General features: G+C 60.5%; 16 protein-coding genes. 6 read left to right on the forward strand and 10 right to left on the reverse strand.

Annotated elements, in window-relative coordinates; all coding sequences use genetic code 11:
* Positions 1-9 precede the first annotated feature (9 nt).
* A complete protein-coding gene (locus tag WBR57_RS16620) occupies positions 10-576 on the forward strand; it encodes a CsiV family protein (protein ID WP_424084763.1) in 567 nt (188 codons plus the stop codon).
* A 9-nt stretch (positions 577-585) separates the two neighbouring features.
* The gene (locus WBR57_RS16625; RefSeq protein WP_424084764.1) at positions 586-3,276 is read left to right on the forward strand and encodes a DEAD/DEAH box helicase; all 2,691 of its coding nucleotides are present in this window, start codon (positions 586-588) and stop codon (positions 3,274-3,276) included.
* Positions 3,277-3,377: 101 nt separating this feature from the next.
* Here the strand turns inward: WBR57_RS16625 and nagZ are convergent, their stop codons facing one another.
* Positions 3,378-4,388, reverse strand: a complete 1,011-nt coding sequence (nagZ, locus tag WBR57_RS16630) for a beta-N-acetylhexosaminidase (protein ID WP_424084765.1) — start codon at positions 4,386-4,388, stop codon at positions 3,378-3,380.
* Positions 4,389-4,535: 147 nt separating this feature from the next.
* The gene (locus WBR57_RS16635) at positions 4,536-5,243 is read right to left on the reverse strand and encodes a TetR family transcriptional regulator (protein ID WP_424084766.1); all 708 of its coding nucleotides are present in this window, start codon (positions 5,241-5,243) and stop codon (positions 4,536-4,538) included.
* A gap of 263 nt (positions 5,244-5,506) precedes the next feature.
* On the opposite strand from WBR57_RS16635, the gene lexA reads away from it, so the two are divergent.
* Complete coding sequence (gene lexA, locus WBR57_RS16640; protein WP_003172575.1) at positions 5,507-6,115, forward strand: transcriptional repressor LexA; 609 nt, start codon at positions 5,507-5,509, stop codon at positions 6,113-6,115.
* Between the two features lie 10 nt (positions 6,116-6,125).
* Positions 6,126-6,599 (forward strand): SOS-induced cell division inhibitor SulA, encoded by a 474-nt coding sequence (gene sulA / locus WBR57_RS16645; protein ID WP_424084767.1) that lies wholly within the window; start codon positions 6,126-6,128, stop codon positions 6,597-6,599.
* A 223-nt stretch (positions 6,600-6,822) separates the two neighbouring features.
* Here sulA and WBR57_RS16650 read toward each other — a convergent pair whose 3' ends face one another.
* The 7 genes from WBR57_RS16650 to WBR57_RS16680 form a co-directional block, all read right to left on the reverse strand.
* Positions 6,823-7,056 (reverse strand): hypothetical protein, encoded by a 234-nt coding sequence (locus WBR57_RS16650; RefSeq protein ID WP_005786160.1) that lies wholly within the window; start codon positions 7,054-7,056, stop codon positions 6,823-6,825.
* Between the two features lie 118 nt (positions 7,057-7,174).
* Positions 7,175-7,696: a DUF6586 family protein gene (locus WBR57_RS16655; protein ID WP_424084768.1), complete on the reverse strand. Its 522-nt coding sequence runs from the start codon at positions 7,694-7,696 to the stop codon at positions 7,175-7,177.
* 126 nt (positions 7,697-7,822) lie between these two features.
* Positions 7,823-10,444: a type I DNA topoisomerase gene (gene topA, locus WBR57_RS16660; RefSeq protein ID WP_424084769.1), complete on the reverse strand. Its 2,622-nt coding sequence runs from the start codon at positions 10,442-10,444 to the stop codon at positions 7,823-7,825.
* A 114-nt stretch (positions 10,445-10,558) separates the two neighbouring features.
* Positions 10,559-10,795: a DUF1653 domain-containing protein gene (locus WBR57_RS16665; protein ID WP_101267704.1), complete on the reverse strand. Its 237-nt coding sequence runs from the start codon at positions 10,793-10,795 to the stop codon at positions 10,559-10,561.
* Between the two features lie 96 nt (positions 10,796-10,891).
* Positions 10,892-12,067: an acetyl-CoA C-acyltransferase FadA gene (gene fadA, locus WBR57_RS16670; protein WP_185709378.1), complete on the reverse strand. Its 1,176-nt coding sequence runs from the start codon at positions 12,065-12,067 to the stop codon at positions 10,892-10,894.
* Positions 12,068-12,096: 29 nt separating this feature from the next.
* Entirely contained in the window at positions 12,097-14,244 is a 2,148-nt protein-coding gene (gene fadB / locus WBR57_RS16675) for a fatty acid oxidation complex subunit alpha FadB (protein WP_424084770.1), read from the reverse strand.
* Positions 14,245-14,738: 494 nt separating this feature from the next.
* A complete protein-coding gene (locus WBR57_RS16680) occupies positions 14,739-15,176 on the reverse strand; it encodes a hypothetical protein (protein ID WP_424084771.1) in 438 nt (145 codons plus the stop codon).
* A 105-nt stretch (positions 15,177-15,281) separates the two neighbouring features.
* On the opposite strand from WBR57_RS16680, the gene WBR57_RS16685 reads away from it, so the two are divergent.
* Positions 15,282-15,734 carry a universal stress protein gene (locus WBR57_RS16685; protein WP_424084772.1) on the forward strand — a complete coding sequence of 151 codons (453 nt, stop codon included), beginning with the start codon at positions 15,282-15,284 and terminating at the stop codon, positions 15,732-15,734.
* 186 nt (positions 15,735-15,920) lie between these two features.
* Here WBR57_RS16685 and WBR57_RS16690 read toward each other — a convergent pair whose 3' ends face one another.
* The gene (locus WBR57_RS16690) at positions 15,921-17,843 is read right to left on the reverse strand and encodes an ATP-binding cassette domain-containing protein (RefSeq protein WP_424084773.1); all 1,923 of its coding nucleotides are present in this window, start codon (positions 17,841-17,843) and stop codon (positions 15,921-15,923) included.
* A 213-nt stretch (positions 17,844-18,056) separates the two neighbouring features.
* On the opposite strand from WBR57_RS16690, the gene WBR57_RS16695 reads away from it, so the two are divergent.
* Positions 18,057-19,985, forward strand: a complete 1,929-nt coding sequence (locus tag WBR57_RS16695) for a transglycosylase SLT domain-containing protein (RefSeq protein WP_424084774.1) — start codon at positions 18,057-18,059, stop codon at positions 19,983-19,985.
* Positions 19,986-20,050: the final 65 nt, after the last annotated feature.

Raw genomic sequence — 20,050 nt, forward strand, 5'->3', positions numbered from 1 at the left:
GACGCCCCAATGCGCCTGTTCCGCATTTTGAGCCTGTTGTTGGTGGTCGTGGCACCTTCGGCGTTCGCCGACAGCCCGTACCAGGTGGAAATGATCCTGGTGCGCCAGAACGCGGAGCCGGTACTCAATAGCCGTGCGGCCCCGGAAGACTGGGATGCCGGGGCGGTGCGCCTGGGGGATAGGTTGAGCCCGCCGCGCCTGGGCACTATCGTCGACAAGCTGCGTGCCGACTCAAGCTACACCGTGCTCGCGCACAAGGCGTGGGAGCAGAACCTGGGCGAGCAGCCGGTCAAAATTGCCATCACCGATGGCCAGGAGCAGTTCGGCCAGTTCCCTATCGAGGGCGTGTTAAACCTGCAATTGGGGCGTTTTACCGACATCGATGCGAACTTCTGGATCAACCAGTTCGACGCCAACGGCAGCGTGATCGCCAGCGAACACTTGAGCCAGACCGATGTGCGCACCAAGAACAACCAGCTCAACTACCTGGACGGCGGCCACCTGGCGCTGCTGATCAAGATCACTTCGCTGACCGCCAAGCCACCCAGCGCGCCACCGCCCGACATTCAGGACTGATCCAGCGCCATGCCCCTGACGTCGTCGTTGACCAAACCCCTGGCCCCTTCGTGGGCCAATCGCTTTAAAGAGCAGAGCCTTGAGCGCGGGCGGCGGTATGCGCTGGAGAACCGCGTGCGCATCGTCGAGTCCGGCGACAGCACCATCGTCGCCAGTTGCGAAGGCTCGGGCGGCAACGTATACCGGCAGACCATTGCGCTGCGCGAATCGGCCAAGGGCACGCTGATCCTGGTCGACAGCCGTTGTACCTGCCCGGTGCACACCAACTGTAAACACATCGCCGCGGTGTTGCTCAAGGTCCAGGAAACCCTGGCCTACCCGGCTGCGGCACAGGATGCCGAGCTGCTGGAAAAACTCCAGGCCGTGCTGGATAACCGCGTGGTGCTGCCACAAGTGGTGATGGAAGATGTGCGGCCCGTGCCGCGCCTGTGGCTGGCGAGTGTCGAATTCAGCGCGTTCGAACCCCGCAACGGCAAGATGCAGCGCTATATCCAGCACCGTGCGGCACTGTCGTTCAACTACCTGGGCAACTACGTCAGCGGGCAAAAGAACGCCGATATCATCGTGCGCCAGGAAACCCAGAGCCTGCGGATCAAGCGTCACCCCGAGCTGGAACAGCCGTATCGCGAGCAGCTGCGCCTGCTGGGTTTCAAGATCGCCACACGCCAGAGCAAGGCACTGCCGGAAAGTGCCGGTGAGCTGTTCGAGATGGTCAACGACAGTGCCTGGCTGAACTTCACCCTCAATGCCTCGCCCACGCTGCGCGCCGAAGGCTGGGAGCTGCAGATCGATGAGGAGTTCGGCTTCGACCTGAGCACGGTCGATGACTGGTACGCGACGGTCGATGACGGGCCTGAGCGCGACTGGTTCGACCTGGAACTGGGGATCATCGTGAATGGCGAGCGCCTGAGCCTGCTGCCGATCCTGCTCAACCTGATGCGTTCGCACACCGAGATCCTCAACCCGGAAAAACTCGCGCGGCGTCGCGACGACGAACTGATCCTGGTAAATATCCCCGGCCTGCCCAACGGCCACGGCCCGCTGCAAGTGGCCTTGCCCTACGGTCGGCTGAAACCGGTGCTGGCCACGCTTGGCGAGTTTTACCTGCAGGAACCCGGCACCACCACGCTGCGCCTGGCCAAGGCCGATGCGATCCGCCTTAACCCGCTGGATGAGGTGCCCCTGCAATGGGAAGGTGGCGAGAAGATCCGCAACTTTGCCCAGCGCCTGCGTGACATCAAGGACTTCACCTGCGTCGCGCCCGACGGTTTGAACGCGACCTTGCGCCCCTATCAGCTGGAAGGCTTGAGCTGGATGCAATCGCTGCGGCAACTGGACGTCGGCGGGATTCTTGCGGATGACATGGGCCTGGGTAAAACCCTGCAGACCCTGGCGCATATTCTTACCGAGAAAGCCGCAGGGCGCCTGAACCGACCGTGCATGGTAGTGATGCCCACCAGCCTGATCCCCAACTGGCTCGACGAAGCGGCGCACTTCACCCCGCAACTCAAAGTCGTGGCGCTGTACGGCGCAAGTCGTAAGAAACATTTCGCCAACCTGCAGGACTATGACCTGCTGCTGACCACCTACGCGCTGCTGCCCAAGGACATCGAGCAACTGGCTGCCCTGCCCTTGCATGTGCTGATTCTCGACGAAGCCCAGTACATCAAGAACCCCAATAGCAAGGCAGCCCACGCGGCGCGCGAGCTGAACGCGCGACAACGCCTGTGCCTGAGTGGCACGCCGCTGGAAAATCACCTGGGCGAACTGTGGTCGCTGTTCCACTTCCTGCTGCCGGGCTGGCTGGGCGACGTTAAAAGCTTCAACCGTGATTACCGCGTGCCCATCGAAAAACGCGCCAGCGACGTGCGATTGCAGCACCTCAACGGTCGGATAAAACCTTTCCTGTTGCGCCGTACCAAGGAACAGGTGGCCACGGAGTTGCCGCCCAAGACTGAGATCATCCATTGGGTCGACCTCAACGAGGCCCAACGCGACGTGTACGAAACCATGCGCCTGGCCATGGACAAGAAGGTGCGCGACGAGATCACCCGTAAAGGCGTGGCGCGCAGCCAGATCATCATCCTTGAAGCGCTGCTCAAGTTGCGCCAGGTGTGCTGCGACCTGCGCCTGGTCAACGACGCCACCCTGCCCGCCCGTGGCAGCAGTTCGGGCAAGCTCGACAGCCTGATGGAAATGCTCGAAGAGTTGTTTGCCGAAGGGCGGCGGATCCTGCTGTTCTCCCAGTTCACCTCGATGCTGAGCTTGATCGAAGCCGAACTGAAAAAACGCGGCGTCGCCTACGCCCTGCTGACCGGCCAGACCCGCGACCGGCGCACGCCGGTGAAAGACTTCCAGAGCGGCAAGCTGCAGATTTTTCTGATCAGCCTGAAGGCCGGTGGCGTGGGGTTGAACTTGACCGAGGCCGACACCGTGATCCACTACGACCCATGGTGGAACCCGGCCACGGAAAACCAGGCTACCGACCGCGCGTACCGTATCGGTCAGGAGAAGCCGGTGTTCGTGTACAAGATGATTGCGCGGGGCACGGTGGAGGAGAAAATCCAGCACCTGCAGAAGGAAAAGTCCGACCTGGCGGCCGGCGTGCTGGATGGGCGTACCACCGGGGATTGGCAGTTGGGCAACGAAGACATCGAGGCATTGTTTGCGCCGTTGCCCAATAAGCAAGAGAAGCGTTGACGGTTAGATCGCCATCGGGGGCAAGCCCCCTCCCAGATTTGATCGCATTCACAAATCATAGCGTGGGAGGGGGCTTGCCCCCGATGGGCGCGGCGCGGTCGTCAGTCGATCAACTGAGCATCCCGCAACGCACCAAGCGCCGCCAACCAACGCGGGTCCTGCTTGTACTCCGTCGAAGCCACCGCCTGCCCACGCATCCGCGCAATCCGTGCCGACGGCGTCACCTTCATGCGCTGCGCCGCCGTCAGTGCCAGTTCGGCAGCCGCACGGTCGTTGCACACCAGCCCCATATCGCAACCGGCAGTCAGCGCCGCTTCAATCCGACTGGCCGCATCGCCGACCACGTGCGCGCCAGCCATCGACAGGTCATCACTGAAAATCACCCCGTCAAATTGCAGCTCACCGCGCAGAATGTCCTGCAACCAGCGGCGCGAGAAACCGGCAGGTTGTGCGTCGACCTTCGGGTAAATGACGTGCGCGGGCATCACCGCCGCCAACTGCTTGCTCAGGCGTGCGAAAGGCACCAGGTCATTTGCGCGAATCTGTTCCAGGCTGCGTTCGTCATTCGGAATCGCGACGTGGGAATCGGCTTCAGCCCAGCCGTGGCCCGGGAAGTGTTTACCGGTGGCGGCCATGCCAGCGCTGTTCATGCCGCGGATAAAGGCACCGGCGAGTACAGCCGCGCGCTCGGGGTCGCCCTCGAAGGAGCGGGTGCCCACCACGGCGCTGCGCTGGTAGTCCAGGTCCAGCACCGGGGCGAAGCTCAGGTCCAGGCCCACGGCGAGCACCTCGGTGGCCATGACCCAGCCGCATTGCTCGGCCAGGTACTCGGCATTCGGGTTATCCGCCAATGCACGCATCGCCGGCAAGCGCACGAAGCCTTGGCGCAGGCGCTGCACGCGACCACCTTCCTGGTCGACGGCCAGCAGCAAGTCAGGGCGAACGGCACGAATCGCTGCGCTCAACTCACGCACCTGGCGCGGATGCTCGATATTGCGCGCAAAAATGATCAGGCCGCCCACCTCAGGCTGGCGCAACAGGTGGCGATCCTCTGCCGTGAGCCAAGTACCCGCCACATCGACCATCAAAGAACCTTGCAGCGCAGCAGTCATAAACCTTCCTTAAATAACGCACACAACCCGTTGCCCTCACGCGGCGCCAATCGGCGGCGGGTGAACACAACGGGTTGCGAGTAAATAGCTGAAATCGACATGGCGGCTAGCTTAGCGGATGCAAGCGACCGCGCACACCCGGTACGTTCACACCTTGGCGACAGCCGGTGTGGATTTGCTGCGCGGGCGCAACTGGGCGGCAGCCATGGCCTGATCGGTCACCCCGGTCTCGGCGCGCATGCCAGCGGCGAGGAACGGCACCATCAAGCGCATCACCTGTTCAATCGAGGTATTGACGCCGAAATCGGTCTCGGCAATCGCGCGCAACGCCTTGATCCCGGACATGCTGAACGCCGCGGCACCGAGCATGAAGTGCACGCGCCAGAACAGCTCGATCGGTGGAATACGCGGCGCAGCTTCGTTGACCAGCAACATATAGCGACGAAAAACCTTGCCGTACATGTCTTCCAGGTAACGGCGCAAGTGACCCTGGCTCTGGCTGAACGCCAGGCCCAGCAAACGCATGAAGATTGAAAGGTCATTGCCGCTGCGCGGCTGCACCACCAGCGCTTGCTCCACGAGGATTTCCAGCAGGTCTTCCAGGGTTGGCTTGTGATCGGCCTTGGCCTGGCGGCGCTCGAGCTCACGGTCGAGACTGGCGCAGAACGGCCCCAGGAAGCGCGAGAACACCGCCTGGATCAGGGCCTTTTTCGAGCCGAAATGGTAGTTCACCGCCGCGAGGTTGACCCCGGCCTTGCTGGTAATCAGCCGCAATGAGGTTTCAGCAAATCCTTTTTCCGCGAACAATTGCTCGGCAGCATCGAGAATGCGTTCAACGGTTTCCGACTGGGCCATGGCTACTCCGCCTGACAAACACTTGTTTGAAACATACGTTTCAGGGTGTGTCTTGTCAAGCCTGCGAGTCCGTTTTCCGGCCGGGCAGTCATCTATTTCGTCGCTATTTAATCACATCCTCCGCGGTCTGTAGGCAGCGCCATATATGCCTTGTAGGACTGTTGCCGAACGACCGTCCAGCGGACCCACCAAAAAGGATGATTGCCAAGCGCAGTTCACTGTATATAATCCCAGTCACTGTATAAAAAGACAGAGCGATCAACATGCTAAAACTGACGCCACGCCAAGCTGAGATTCTGGCTTTTATCAAGCGCTGCCTCGATGACAACGGCTACCCGCCGACACGAGCGGAAATTGCGCTGGAACTGGGTTTCAAGTCTCCCAATGCTGCCGAAGAACACCTCAAGGCCCTCGCGCGCAAAGGCGCGATCGAGATGACCCCGGGTGCTTCACGCGGTATTCGCATCCCTGGCTTCGAAGCCAAGGCCGACGAATCGACCCTGCCGATCATCGGCCGCGTCGCCGCCGGTGCGCCGATCCTGGCGCAGCAGCACGTCGAAGAGTCCTGCAACATCAACCCGACCTTTTTCCATCCTCGCGCCGACTACCTGCTACGGGTACACGGCATGAGCATGAAAGACGTGGGGATTTTCGATGGCGACCTGTTGGCCGTCCACACCACGCGCGAAGCCCGCAATGGCCAGATCGTCGTCGCGCGTATCGGCGATGAAGTCACCGTAAAACGCTTCAAGCGCGAAGGCAGCAAGGTCTGGCTGTTGGCCGAGAACCCCGAGTTCGCCCCGATTGAAGTGAACCTGAAAGATCAGGACCTGGTGATCGAAGGTTTGAGCGTAGGCGTCATTCGCCGCTAAAGGAGGCATCATGCAGCTCGTGCACACCCCACAACACACACAACTGTCGCTGTTTGAGGCCTTTATGGCCCAACCTCTTGCGCCGATCCTCAAGGAAGCGGTCGAGGCCCCTTGGGGCTCCGAACCCGAGGCGTTCAGTGAATTGTCGTTGCGCGGTGCAGCTGGGAGCTGCCTGAGCCTATTGGCACCGATCCTTCGCGAACTGAGCGAGGACCAGGACGCGCGCTGGCTGACGCTGATCGCCCCGCCCGCCAGCCTGACCCAGGCCTGGCTGCGGGACGCCGGCCTCAACCGCGAACGCATTCTGCTGCTGCAACCGCGCGGCATGCAAAGTGCCCAGCAGTTGACCTGCGAAGCCTTGCGCCTGGGCCGTAGCCATACCGTGGTGAGCTGGCTCAACCCGCTGAACGCAACGGCCAAGCAGCAGTTGATCAGCGCCGCGCGAACGGGCGATGCGCAAAGCTTGAATATTCGGTTGGGATAAACGACATACCTCTGTCGCTGCGCAGGGCCTCTGTGGCGAGCGGGCTTGCCCTACATTGGGCTGCAAAGCGGCCCCAAAACCAAGCACCGTGGAATACCTGATACACCGCATAACATCATCTAAGGCCGCTTCGCAGCCCAACGCGGGGCAAGCCCGCTCGCCACAGTAAACGCGCTCGCCAAATCAAGCCCGCCGCCGTAGCAAATCCACATACCCATAAAACTCAGTGAAGAACCCGCGGCCCATCGTCCTTCTCCGGCTCGCCTTCCGCCAGCCGACCCGCCATCTGCACGCCGACGCTCAACATAGCCTTCGCCACTTCCACGTGCTGGCCTTGCAGAAACACTTTGGCGTCTTCAGAAAAATCCAGGATAACCAGAGAACCCTCGTCCTCAGCCCGGCGCAGCTCGATTCGGCCGTCAGGCAACTCAACAATTTCCAGAAAGGACGTTGGCATAAAAGTCTGTTCTCCACGAAAGGCCGGGATTATATCAGTCATCCGCCCGGCCTCGCTGAGGATCTGAACAGGTTTCTTTACGGCTTGATGAACGGTGCGCTCTGAATCTCTCTCGCCATCAGCACTCGTTCAGGCCTTCACGAAAGCGCAAGGCCATCTTTTTCAATTCCTGGCGCCAGCCTTCCAGCTCTTCACGGCTCAAGGGCTTTGGCTCTTCCTCTTCCAGCGCTACCGCCACGATCAGCGGCTGGGTCACATCACCCTTGGGTACATGGGGAATGCGTGGCGGCTGGAACATATCCGCATGCGCCTTGAGCAAGCGCGCGATCCAGCTGTCGGGGCTCTGGGCCATTTCCACCAGCTCCGCCAGTTCGGGAATGGCCATGGCCTCCAGCACTTCGCGGTTCATGATCATTTCCGCGCGAGGCGAACCGGCCTGCGGCAATCGGTAGAACCCTGCAATCTCATGGCACAACCCTAATAAGGCGCCGTACAGGTGGAACAATGCTGCCTCACGCCCCGCCTGGACCAGCGCGATGGCATTCATCTCCTTCCCTTCCTCGGCGCGGCCAAGGGCTTCCAGGGACAAACCCGCGAAGTAAATTTTCTGATTGGTACGGGTATAGAGTTCGTTGGCCATAACGGCAATCTCCACAACGAATAGGCGTGATGCTGGCTTAACAGTGTCACGGATCAGCCGAGATGACTGCAAGCGCAAAAAAAGGCCGCCTGGGAAGGCGGCCTTTGTATATCGCAGATTAGACGATCAAGCGCCCTGGCGCTTGTCCTCGACCTTCCACTTGCCACCATCGTAGAAGGCTTTCCAGCCCGTAGGCTTGCCGTCCACTTCGGTCTGCACGTACTGCTCCTTGGTCTTGCGGCTGTAGCGGATCACGGCTGGGCGACCGTCGGGATCCTTCTTCGGCGCTTCACACAGGAAGTGGTACTTCGGATCGATCTCGTCCTTGTGCGGCACGATTTCCAGCACCAACGGCGCACGGGTCTCGCGGTTTTTCGGGAACTGGCTGGCCGCCAGGAACAGGCCCGAAGCGCCGTCACGCAGGATGTAGGTGTCGTTGACCTTCTCGCACTTGAGTTCAGGCATCTTCACCGGGTCCATCTTCGGCGGCGCCGCGTCACCGCTTTTCAGCAGTTTGCGCGTGTTCTTGCACGTCGGGTTGGTGCAACCGAAGAACTTGCCGAAACGGCCGGTCTTGAGCTGCATCTCGCTGCCGCACTTGTCGCATTCCAGGCTCGGGCCTTCGTAGCCCTTGATGCGGTAGCTGCCCTCTTCGATCTCATAGCCGTCGCAATCCGGGTTGTTACCGCAGATGTGCAACTTGTGTTTCTCGTCGAGCAGGTAAGCGTCCATCGCCGTGCTGCAGATCGGGCAGCGGTGCTTGCCACGCAGTACCAGCGACTCGGATTCACCCTCGTCGTCGGCGGCGATTTCATCGCCCGGCACCAGGTTGACGGTGGCCTTGCAGCGTTCTTTCGGCGGCAGGCTGTAGCCCGAGCAACCGAGGAACACGCCGGTGGACGCGGTACGGATCTGCATCGGGCGGCCGCAAGTCAGGCACGGAATGTCGGTCATCACCGGCTGGTTGGCGCGCATGCCGCTGTCAGGGCTTTCGGCTACTTCGAGTTTTTTCTTGAAGTCACCGTAGAACTCGTCGAGCACGTTTTTCCAGTCACGCTCGCCCTGGGCCACGTCATCGAGGTTCTCTTCCATGCCGGCGGTGAAGCCGTAGTCCATCAGGTTAGAGAAGCTCTCGGACAGGCGTTCGGTAACGATATCGCCCATCTTTTCCGAGTAGAAACGACGGTTGTGCAGCGCGACGTAGCCACGGTCCTGGATGGTCGAAATGATCGCCGCATAGGTCGAAGGACGACCGATCCCGCGTTTTTCCATTTCTTTCACCAGGCTGGCTTCCGAATACCGCGCCGGCGGCTTGGTGAAGTGCTGGGACGGGTCGAGCTTGATCAGCTTCAGCGTGTCGCCCTGGGCCATGTCCGGCAGCACGTCGTCATCGCCTGGCTTGGCGATTTGCGGCATCACACGGGTGTAGCCGTCAAACTTGAGGATACGGCCTTTTGCACGCAGCTCGAAGTCACCGGCGCCCACGCTCACGGTGGTGGACAGGTATTGCGCCGGCAGCATCTGGCACGCCAGGAACTGGCGCCAGATCAGCTCGTAGAGGCGCTCAGCGTCGCGTTCCATGCCACTCAGCTTGCTTGGCTCGGTGTTGGCGTCGGAAGGACGAATCGCTTCGTGAGCCTCCTGCGCGCCTTCTTTGCTGCTGTAGACGTTCGGCTTCTCCGGCAGGTACTTCTTGCCGAATTCGCTTTCAATATAAGTGCGCGCCATCGCCACCGCGTCCTGCGACAGGTTGGTGGAGTCGGTACGCATATACGTGATGTAGCCGGCTTCGTACAAACGCTGAGCCATCATCATGGTTTTCTTCACGCCGAAGCCCAGGCGGTTGCTCGCGGCCTGTTGCAGGGTGGAGGTGATGAACGGCGCCGACGGCTTGCTGCTGGTCGGTTTGTCTTCGCGCTTGACGATGCTGTAGCTGGAAGCCTTGAGCTTTTCCAGCGCAGCCATGGCCTGAGCTTCGTTCAGCGGCTTGAAGGCCTCGCCTTTTTCGCGGGCCACTTCAAAACGCACGTTGGCGCCCTTGGCGGTGCCGAGGTCAGCGTGGACTTCCCAGTATTCTTCAGGGTTGAACGCACGAATCTCGCGCTCACGCTCCACCACCAGCTTTACCGCAACCGATTGCACACGGCCGGCGGACAGGCCGCGGGCGATCTTGGCCCACAGCAGTGGCGAGACCATGTAACCGACGACGCGGTCGAGGAAACGCCGCGCCTGCTGGGCGTTGACGCGGTCGATGTCCAGTTCGCCCGGTTTGGAGAAGGCTTCCTGGATGGCTTTCTTGGTGATTTCGTTGAACACCACGCGCTTGTAGCGGCTGTCATCACCGCCGATGGCTTCCCGCAGGTGCCAGGCAATGGCTTCCCCTTCGCGGTCCAAGTCCGTCGCGAGATAGATGGTGTCAGCATCCTTGGCGAGCCGGCGCAGCTCTTCGATGACCTTTTCCTTGCCCGGAAGGATTTCGTACTTGGCCTTCCAGCCATGATCCGGGTCCACACCCATGCGCGAGACCAGCTGCTTGCGCGCTTTCTCTTTAGGCGTGAGTACCGGACCTTCGCCCGCAGCCGCCTTGCCGCGCTTGGCGGCGGGCTCCTTGCTGGCGCTAGCCGAACCGCTGGTGGGCAGGTCTCGGATATGGCCGATACTCGACTTCACCACGTACTCGTTACCCAAGTACTTGTTGATGGTCTTGGCCTTAGCCGGGGATTCCACAATGACCAGCGATTTGCCCATGGATCGGAAAATTCCTGAATTCGAGAAGTGAAAGGCAGTTGGCGCCTGTCGCGGCAACGCTATATATAGTGGCAACAAGGTGAGGTCAAGCGCAGCATTCTGCGCGGCCTGCCGTTATTGCCCTGAAAAAACACTGGGTTCGGCCTGAACCAAAGCAAAGCGCGGGACCTGCTCGCCGTCAACTTCGACGGTCTCCAGGAACATGCTCAATGGGCGTACCCAAAAGCCGTAATCGCCATACAGTGCTTGGTAAAACACCACTTCCTCTTCGGTCTCGGAGTGCCGTGCCACGTTAAAAACACGGTACTGCGGCCCCTTATAATGTTGGTAGAGCCCGGGTTCGACTTTCATGCTCTGGCCCTCTTACAAAATTTGTTGAAAAAAATATTAAAAATTCCAAAAAACAAAAACCGGGGCACTGGGCCCCGGCTTCCGTCAACCCGACGCTTAGACGCGTTCGAAGACGGTGGAAATGCCTTGGCCGAGACCAATGCACATGGTTGCAACCCCAAGGTTGCCGCCATTTTGCTTCATCACATTGAGCAAAGTGCCGGAAATGCGAGCACCAGAGCAACCAAATGGGTGGCCCAGGGCAATCGCACCGCCGTGCAGGTTAACCTTCTCATTCATCTTGTCGAGCACTTTCAAATCTTTCAGCACTGGCAAGGCCTGTGCGGCGAAAGCTTCGTTGAGCTCGAAGAAGTCGATATCGGAGATGGTCAGGCCCGCGCGCTTCAAGGCTTTTTGTGTCGCCGGTACTGGACCATAGCCCATGATTGCCGGGTCCACACCTGCGACGGCCATCGAACGAATCACCGCCAGCGGCTGGATACCCAGGTCCTGGGCACGCTGCGCCGACATCACGATCATGCACGAGGCACCGTCGGTGATTTGCGACGAAGTACCGGCTGTCACGGTGCCGCCCTTTGGATTGAAGGCAGGCTTGAGGGCCGCGAGGCTTTCCAGGGTGGTGTCCGGACGAATGGTCTCGTCGTAGTCGAACAGTTTCAGGAATCCGTTCTCGTCGTAGCCGTTCATCGGGATGATTTCATCCTTGAACTTGCCTTCCAAAGTCGCCTTGTGGGCCAACTGGTGGGAACGCAGGCCGAAGGCGTCCTGGGCTTCGCGGGTAATGCCGTGCATTTTGCCGAGCATTTCTGCGGTGAGGCCCATCATGCCCGAGGCTTTTGCCGCGTAGAGCGACATGTGCGGGTTAGGGTCGACGCCGTGCATCATGCTCACGTGGCCCATGTGCTCCACGCCGCCGACCACGAATACATCACCGTTACCGGTCATGATCGCCTGGGCGGCAGTGTGCAGTGCGCTCATCGACGAGCCGCACAGGCGGCTGACGGTCTGGCCGGCCGCGGTGTGCGGGATCTGGGTCATCAGCGACGCCATGCGCGCGATGTTCCAGCCCTGCTCCAGGGTCTGGTTAACGCAGCCCCAGATCACGTCTTCGACTTCGTTCGGGTCGACCTTGACGTTGCGTTCCAGCAGCTTGCTGATCAGGTGCGCCGACATGTCTTCGGCGCGGGTGTTGCGGTGCATGCCGCCCTTGGAGCGGCCCATTGGCGTGCGACCGAAGTCGACAATCACCACGTCTCTTGGATTCAAGCTCATAAATATTCTCGCTCTAGTCGTCTGGGCGCTTAACCGAAGAAGCTCTGGCCGTTTTTGGCCATCTCACGCAGCTTCGCGGTCGGGTGGTACAGCGGGCCCAGATCAGCGTATTTGTCAGCCAGGGCAACGAACTCGGCCACACCGATCGAATCGATGTAACGCAGCGCACCACCACGGAATGGAGGGAAACCAATACCGTACACCAGGCCCATATCGGCTTCAGCGGCGGTTTCGACGATGCCGTCTTCCAGGCAACGCACGGTTTCCAGGCACAGGGCGATCATCATCCAGTTGATGATGTCTTCGTCCGACACCTCACGCTGCTCGTAGATGACCGGCGCGAGCACTTCGTGCACCGAAGGGTCGGCGACTTTCTTCTGCTTGCCCTTCTTGTCGGCCTCGTAGGCATAGAAGCCCTTGCCGTTCTTCTGGCCCAGGCGCTTGGCCTCGTAGAGCGCGTCGATCGCCGAGCGGCGCTCGTCTTTCATGCGGTCCGGGAAGCCTTCAGCCATGACGTCGCGGCCGTGGTGGCCGGTGTCGATGCCGACCACGTCCATCAGGTATGCCGGGCCCATTGGCCAGCCGAATTTTTCCATGACCTTGTCGATGCGCACGAAGTCCACACCGGCGCTGACCAGCTTGGCGAAACCGCCGAAGTACGGGAACAGTACACGGTTGACCAGGAAGCCCGGGCAATCGTTGACCACGATCGGGTTCTTGCCCATTTTCTTGGCGTAGGCAACGGTAGTGGCCACGGCCAGTTCGCTGGACTTCTCGCCACGGATCACTTCCACCAGCGGCATCATGTGCACCGGGTTGAAGAAGTGCATGCCGACGAAGTTTTCCGGGCGCTTGAGCGCCTTGGCCAGCAAGCTGATGGAAATGGTCGAGGTGTTCGAGGCCAGGATGGTGTCGTCTTTGACCTGGGCTTCGACTTCGGCCAGTACGGCTTGCTTGACCTTCGGGTTCTCGACAACCGCTTCGACCACCAGGTCGACGTGGCCGAAATCGCCGTAGGACAGCGTAGGACGAATACCGTTAAGCACTTCAGCCATTTTCGCTGCGGTCATGCGACCTTTATCAACGCGGCTTACCAGCAGCTTGGCGGCTTCCGCCAGGCCTTGCTCGATACCGTGCTCGTTGATGTCTTTCATCAGGATCGGCGTGCCCTTGGACGCCGACTGATAGGCGATACCGCCGCCCATGATCCCGGCGCCGAGTACGGCAGCCTGTTTCACGTCTTTGGCGATTTCATCGTAGGCCTTGGCCTTTTTCTTCAGTTCCTGATCGTTCAGGAACAGGCCGATCAGGCTCTGGGCAGCCGAAGTTTTCGCCAGTTTGACGAAACCTGCGGCTTCCACTTCCAGGGCTTTGTCGCGACCGAAGTTCGCAGCCTTCTGGATGGTCTTGATCGCTTCAACCGGCGCCGGGTAGTTCGGGCCGGCCTGGCCAGCCACGAAACCTTTGGCGGTTTCGAACGACATCATTTGTTCGATAGCGTTGAGCTTGAGTTTTTCCAGCTTCGGCTGACGCTTGGCCTTGTAGTCAAATTCGCCGCTGATGGCGCCTTTGATCAGGTTCAGAGCAGCTTCGGCCAGTTTGTCCGGGGCAACCACAGCGTCGACAGCGCCGACTTTCAGCGCGTCTTCAGCACGGTTTTCTTTACCGGCGGCGATCCACTCGATCGCGTTGTCGGCGCCGATCAGGCGCGGCAGGCGCACGGTGCCGCCGAAGCCCGGGTAGATGCCCAGCTTGACTTCAGGCAGACCGATTTTGGCAGTGGTCGACATGACACGGAAGTCTGCAGCCAGGCACATTTCCAGGCCGCCGCCCAGCGCGATGCCATTGATCGCGGCAACGGTTGGCACGTTGAGGTCTTCGAAATCGCTGAAAATCTTGTTGGCTTCGAGGTTGCCAGCCACCAGCTCGGCATCGGGCAGCTTGAAGTTGTCGACGAATTCGGTGATGTCAGCGCCGACGATAAACACGTCCTTGCCGCTGGAGACGATCACGCCCTTGACCGAAGCATCTGCTTTGATGGTGTCTACGGCCTGACGCAATTCATTCAGGGTTAGACGGTTGAACTTGTTGACGGACTCACCCTTGAGGTCGAATTTCAATTCGACGATGCCACTTTCAAGAGCCTTAACCGTGATGGCTTTACCTTCGTAAATCATCAACTGATCTCCACGATATGGAAGCTGAACAGTACACATTGGACGCTGGCCTCTGGTTGGACATTGATAGTTGCGTCAATGCTCATGCCAATCCGCCAGGCACACCCGCCAATGCGATAGTCGGGATTCTGTATGAGCGGTCTGACAGACAAACGCTCAATTCATACGCCCGTTTGATTTGGGTACGCCACCTTCATCCAATTCCGGGCAATTGTCAATCGCCCGAAAGGCTAGGAAAAACGCGACTTTCCAGTCATTTCAGAACCCCGGCCATAAGCCCGTGCTTCATCAATAATTAAATATTCATGAAATCAATAATAGAAAAGATGTGGGAAAAGGCTGTACAGAATCGGATATGCCGCTAGGCTAGCCACAACCGTAACGCGCCTGGATGAACATCCGACGCGGGTACCACAGATTGACCGGCCTGCCTGGCCAACTCCAGCCCGATGATAATGTCGGGCTTTTTATTGCCTGGCGTTTGCGGGTTGGCCTCAGGCCAGGGCTTTGAGCAATGTATCAATAGCCTTCAACACGCTCGCATCGCCCTTCTCGCCCCAGTACAAGGCGATCATTTGCTTGTCGGCCTCGACCTTGTAGACGTTGTCCGGCAGCGTCGCAAAATGCGGCAACAACTTTTCATCGACGCACACTTCGCGCCACTGATTGACCCATACCCCCGGTTCCAGTTGCCAGTAGCTCCAGAGCGCCGGCGCGCTGCCCCGCCGTGGCCGGCAATACTGCGCGCAAGGGCTTGGCGGCTCCTGCTTGAGCCAGTGCGGCCACTCCTGGGGCGCCAGTTGCATGGCCAGGCCGATGCGGCGCGCCTCCATGCGCAGGGCCATGCGCCCACTTGAATGGCGCGACGGGCGCAGCCATGCCAGGGGGCTCAGAACCACCACAAGGATTGACACCACTATCCAGACCGTCATATGTGTACTCCCGAATTTCTAGATGAGCGGATTTGACCTGACGCAACCGCATCCGCTTGAAAGCAGCCATACTGAATCTATTGCAGTCCCCTGGAGGAACGCGCCATGCCCAACGAATATTCCTACAAACATATCCTGGTCGCTGTCGATCTGACCGAGGAGTGCGACCCGGTTATCAAGCGCGCGCAGGCTTCAGCAATCGCCAATGGCGCCAAGCTGTCACTCGTGCATATCGTCGAGCCGATGGCCATGGCCTTTGGTGGGGACGTGCCGATGGACCTTTCGCAATTGCAGCAACAGCAATTTGATCAGGCCAAAGAGCGCCTGGATCGCCTGATCCTCAAATACCCGCATCTGCAAAAAGATGACTGCCACCTCACGTACGGCCAACCGCGCCAGGAGATCCACCATCTTGCCAAGGAAAAGGCTTGCGACCTGATCGTGGTTGGCAGCCATGGCCGGCACGGCCTGGCGCTGCTGCTGGGCTCTACTGCCAACGACGTACTGCACGGCGCACCGTGTGATGTGCTGGCGGTGAAGCTGGTAAAAAACACTTAAGAACAACGAATATCAAATGTGGGAGCGGGCTCGCTCGCGAAAGCGGTCTTTCAGTTGACGCAGTTGGCGACTGATGTACCGCTTTCGCGAGCAAGCACGCTCCCACATTTTTTGATCGTCTTGTCATATAAAAAACCCGGTACCCCATGAAAATGAGCACCGGGTTTTTTAATGCACTGCAATCACTCAGGCATCCAGCTCAGCCCAACGCTCCATCAGCACTTCCAGCTCCTGGTTCAACGTCTCCAGGGAAGCGATGACCTTGGCGGTTTCGGCCGCCGGGCGCAGGTAGAAGCCTGCGTCAGCCATGTCTGCTTCTACCGCGGCGATCTGCTGTTCCTTGGCGTCGATATCGCCCGGCAAGGCTTCCAGCTCACGCTGCAGCTTGTAGCTGAGTTTCTTCTTGGCGGCCGGGGCGGCTTCCGCAGCCGGTGCAGCAGCAGCGGCCACCGGGGCAACTACCGCCGAGGTCAAGTCGGCTTTGCCGGACTTGCTCTCGGTCACGCCCAGCAGGCGCGGTGAACCGCCCTGGCGCAGCCAGTCCTGGTAACCACCGACGTATTCACGCACCTTGCCTTCACCTTCGAAGACCAGGGTGCTGGTGACCACGTTGTCGAGGAATGCCCGGTCGTGGCTGACCATCAGCACGGTGCCGTTGAAGGTCAGCAGGACCTCTTCCAGCAGCTCGAGGGTTTCCACGTCGAGGTCGTTGGTCGGTTCGTCGAGGACCAGCAGGTTGGCCGGTTTGCTGAACAACTTGGCCAGCAGCAGGCGCGCACGCTCACCACCGGACAAGGCCTTGACCGGCGTGCGCGCACGCTGCGGGCTGAACAGGAAGTCGCCCAGGTAGCTCAGCACGTGGCGGCTCTGGCCGTCGATGTCGATAAAGTCGCGGCCTTCGGCCACGTTGTCGATCACGGTTTTTTCCAGGTCCAACTGGTGACGCAACTGGTCGAAGTAGGCCACGTCGATGCGCGTGCCCTCTTCCACGGTGCCGCTGGTCGGCTGCAAGCCATTGAGCATCAGCTTGAGCAAGGTGGTCTTGCCGGTGCCGTTGGCGCCGAGCAGGCCAATGCGGTCGCCGCGCTGCAGGACCATCGAGAAGTCCTTGATCAGGAACGGGCCGTCCGGGTGATGGAAGCTGACGTTCTCGAGCACCATCACTTGCTTGCCGGACTTGTCGGCGGTATCCAGCTGGATATTCGCCTTGCCGGTGCGCTCGCGGCGCTCGCTGCGCTCGACACGCAGGGCTTTCAAGGCCCGTACGCGGCCTTCGTTACGGGTGCGGCGGGCCTTGATGCCCTGGCGGATCCAGACCTCTTCCTGGGCCAGCTTCTTGTCAAACAGCGCGTTGGCGGTTTCTTCGGCCGACAGCGCGGCCTCTTTGTGCACCAGGAAGCTGGCGTAGTCGCCATTCCAGTCGATCAGGCCGCCACGGTCCAGTTCGAGGATGCGCGTGGCCAGGCTCTGCAGGAACGCACGGTCGTGGGTGATAAACAGCACGGCGCCCTGGAAATCCTTGATGGCTTCTTCGAGCCAGGCGATTGCGCCGATGTCCAGGTGGTTGGTCGGTTCGTCGAGCAGCAGCAGGTCCGGCTCGGACACCAGCGCCTGGGCCAGCAGCACGCGACGACGCCAGCCGCCGGACAACTCGGCGAGGGTTTTGTCGGCCGGCAGTTGCAGGCGGCTCAGGGTGCTGTCGACCAGTTGCTGCAGGCGCCAGCCGTCACGGGCTTCGAGGTCCTGCTGGACGTGCATGAGCTTGTCCAGGTCTTCTTCGGTGACGCAGTTCTGCGCCAGGTGATGGTATTGCGCAAGCAACTCACCGACGCCGTCGAGGCCTTCGGCAACCACGTCGAACACTGTCCGTCCGTCGGCCACCGGCAATTCCTGCGGCAATTCGCCGATCTTGAGGCCTGGCGCGCGCCACACGGAGCCGTCATCGGGCTTCTGGTCGCCTTTTACCAGCTTCATCATGCTGGACTTGCCGGTGCCGTTGCGGCCGATGATGCACACCCGCTCACCACGGGCGATCTGCCAGGACACCTTGTCCAACAACGGCATAGCGCCGAAAGCAAGGGACACATCGCTGAATTTGAGCAGGGTCATACGCTTCTCCAAAAACTGGGCGCGCATTCTACCTGACTTGCGCCAGGGATGCGGTCGGCATTTTCGCTATGGACACGTTCTGAAGGACATTTCCAACAGACTTGAACCAACCGGCCGGCAAAGCTTTCGCCGGCCGCTGGCAAAAGGCTAAGCTAGGGGCAATCAGTGTCGGCAGTGCCGGTGCTAGTCGTGATTTCTCTGCACGGACGTCTCATGCGCAGTCGCCTTTTCAACTTTTTATCTTGTCTGCTTCTTTCCGCCACCGCCGTTCAATCCGCCCAGGCCGTGGACCTCACCACCCAACGCCAATATTACGATGAAGCCAAACGTGCGTTGGCCAAGGGCGATACCGGCCCCTACATGCAATACAGCCAGGCCCTGGCCGATTACCCGCTGACGCCGTACCTGGCCTACGACGAACTGACCGCGCGCCTGAAGACCGCCAGCAACCAGGAAATCGAGCAGTTCCTCGCCAAGAATGGCGACCTGCCCCAGGCCAACTGGATGAAGCTGCGCTGGTTGCGCTGGCTGGCCGAGCGTGGCGACTGGCAGACCTTTGAAAAGTACTACGATGCCAAGCTCAATTTCGTCGAGCTGGACTGCCTGCATGGCCAGTTCCAACTGACCCACAACCTGAAAGCCGAAGGCTACAAGACCACCGAAAAACTCTGGCTGACCGGCAAATCCCAACCGGCCGCTTGTGATGCCACGTTCGCCCAGTGGGCGGCCGATGGCCAGCTCACCGAACAGAAAATCTGGGACCGCGCCAAGTTGGCCGCCGAGGCGCGTAATTACCCGCTGGCCAACAGCCTGGTGAAAACCCTGCCAACCCTCGGCGCCCAAGGCCGCCTGATGGTCGACGTGGCGCAGAAACCCGACATGCTCAGCGACCCATCACGCTTCCTGCCGGCCAACGAGGCGATGTCTGACGCCGTCGGCCTGGGCCTGCGCCGGCTGGCACGCCAGGACCCGGACAAGGCCATGGCCCTGCTCGACGGTTACGCCAGCAGCATGCACTTCTCGCGTGACGAAAAAGTGTCGATCGCCCGGGAAATCGGGCTGACCCTTGCTCGCCGCTACGACCCGCGCGCGCTGGAGGTCATGACCAAATACGATCCCGAGCTGCGCGACAACACCGTCTCCGAATGGCGCCTGCGCCTGCTGCTGCGCCTGGCGCGCTGGGAAGATGCCTACCAGTTGACCCGCAAGCTTCCACAAGACCTGGCCACCACCAACCGCTGGCGTTACTGGCAGGCCCGCAGCCTTGAGCTGGCCGAGCCGAAAAACCCGCAGCCGCTGGTGCTGTACAAAAACCTCTCGCAGGAACGTGATTTCTACGGTTTCCTCGCCGCTGATCGCTCCAAGGCGCCGTACCAGCTGAAGAACAAGCCGCTGGTGATGAGCCAGGCGCTGGTCAACAAGGTCCGCAACACCCCGGGTGTACGGCGTGCGCTGGAGTTTTATGCGCGCGGCCAGATCGTCGATGGCCGCCGCGAGTGGTACCACGTCAGCCGCCACTTCAACCGTGACGAAATGGTCGCCCAGGCCAAGCTGGCCTATGACATGAAGTGGTACTTCCCGGCGATCCGCACCATCAGCCAGGCGCAGTACTGGGATGACCTGGATATCCGCTTCCCGATGGCCCACCGTGACACCCTGGTGCGCGAAGCCAAGGTACGTGGGCTGCACTCCAGCTGGGTGTTCGCCATCACCCGCCAGGAAAGCGCCTTTATGGACGATGCACGTTCCGGCGTCGGCGCCAGCGGCCTGATGCAGTTGATGCCCGGCACCGCCAAGGAAACCGCGCGCAAGTTCAGCATTCCGCTGGCCTCACCGGCCCAGGTGCTGGACCCGGACAAAAACATCCAGCTCGGCGCCGCCTACCTGAGCCAGGTGCACAGCCAGTTCAACGGCAACCGCGTGCTCGCCTCCGCCGCCTACAACGCCGGCCCCGGCCGTGTGCGCCAATGGCTGCGCGGTGCTGATCACCTGAGTTTTGACGTGTGGGTGGAAAGCATCCCGTTCGACGAAACCCGCCAGTACGTGCAGAACGTGCTGTCCTATTCGGTGATCTACGGGCAGAAGCTCAATTCGCCCCAGCCGCTGGTGGATTGGCATGAGCGGTATTTTGACGATCAGTAACCCCGACTGACCAAGAACCTCTGGCGAGCGCGCTTGTGGTGGCGAGCAGGCTTGCCCTGCGTTGG

Source organism: Pseudomonas sp. (assembly GCF_049590575.1).
Classification (GTDB): domain Bacteria; phylum Pseudomonadota; class Gammaproteobacteria; order Pseudomonadales; family Pseudomonadaceae; genus Aquipseudomonas.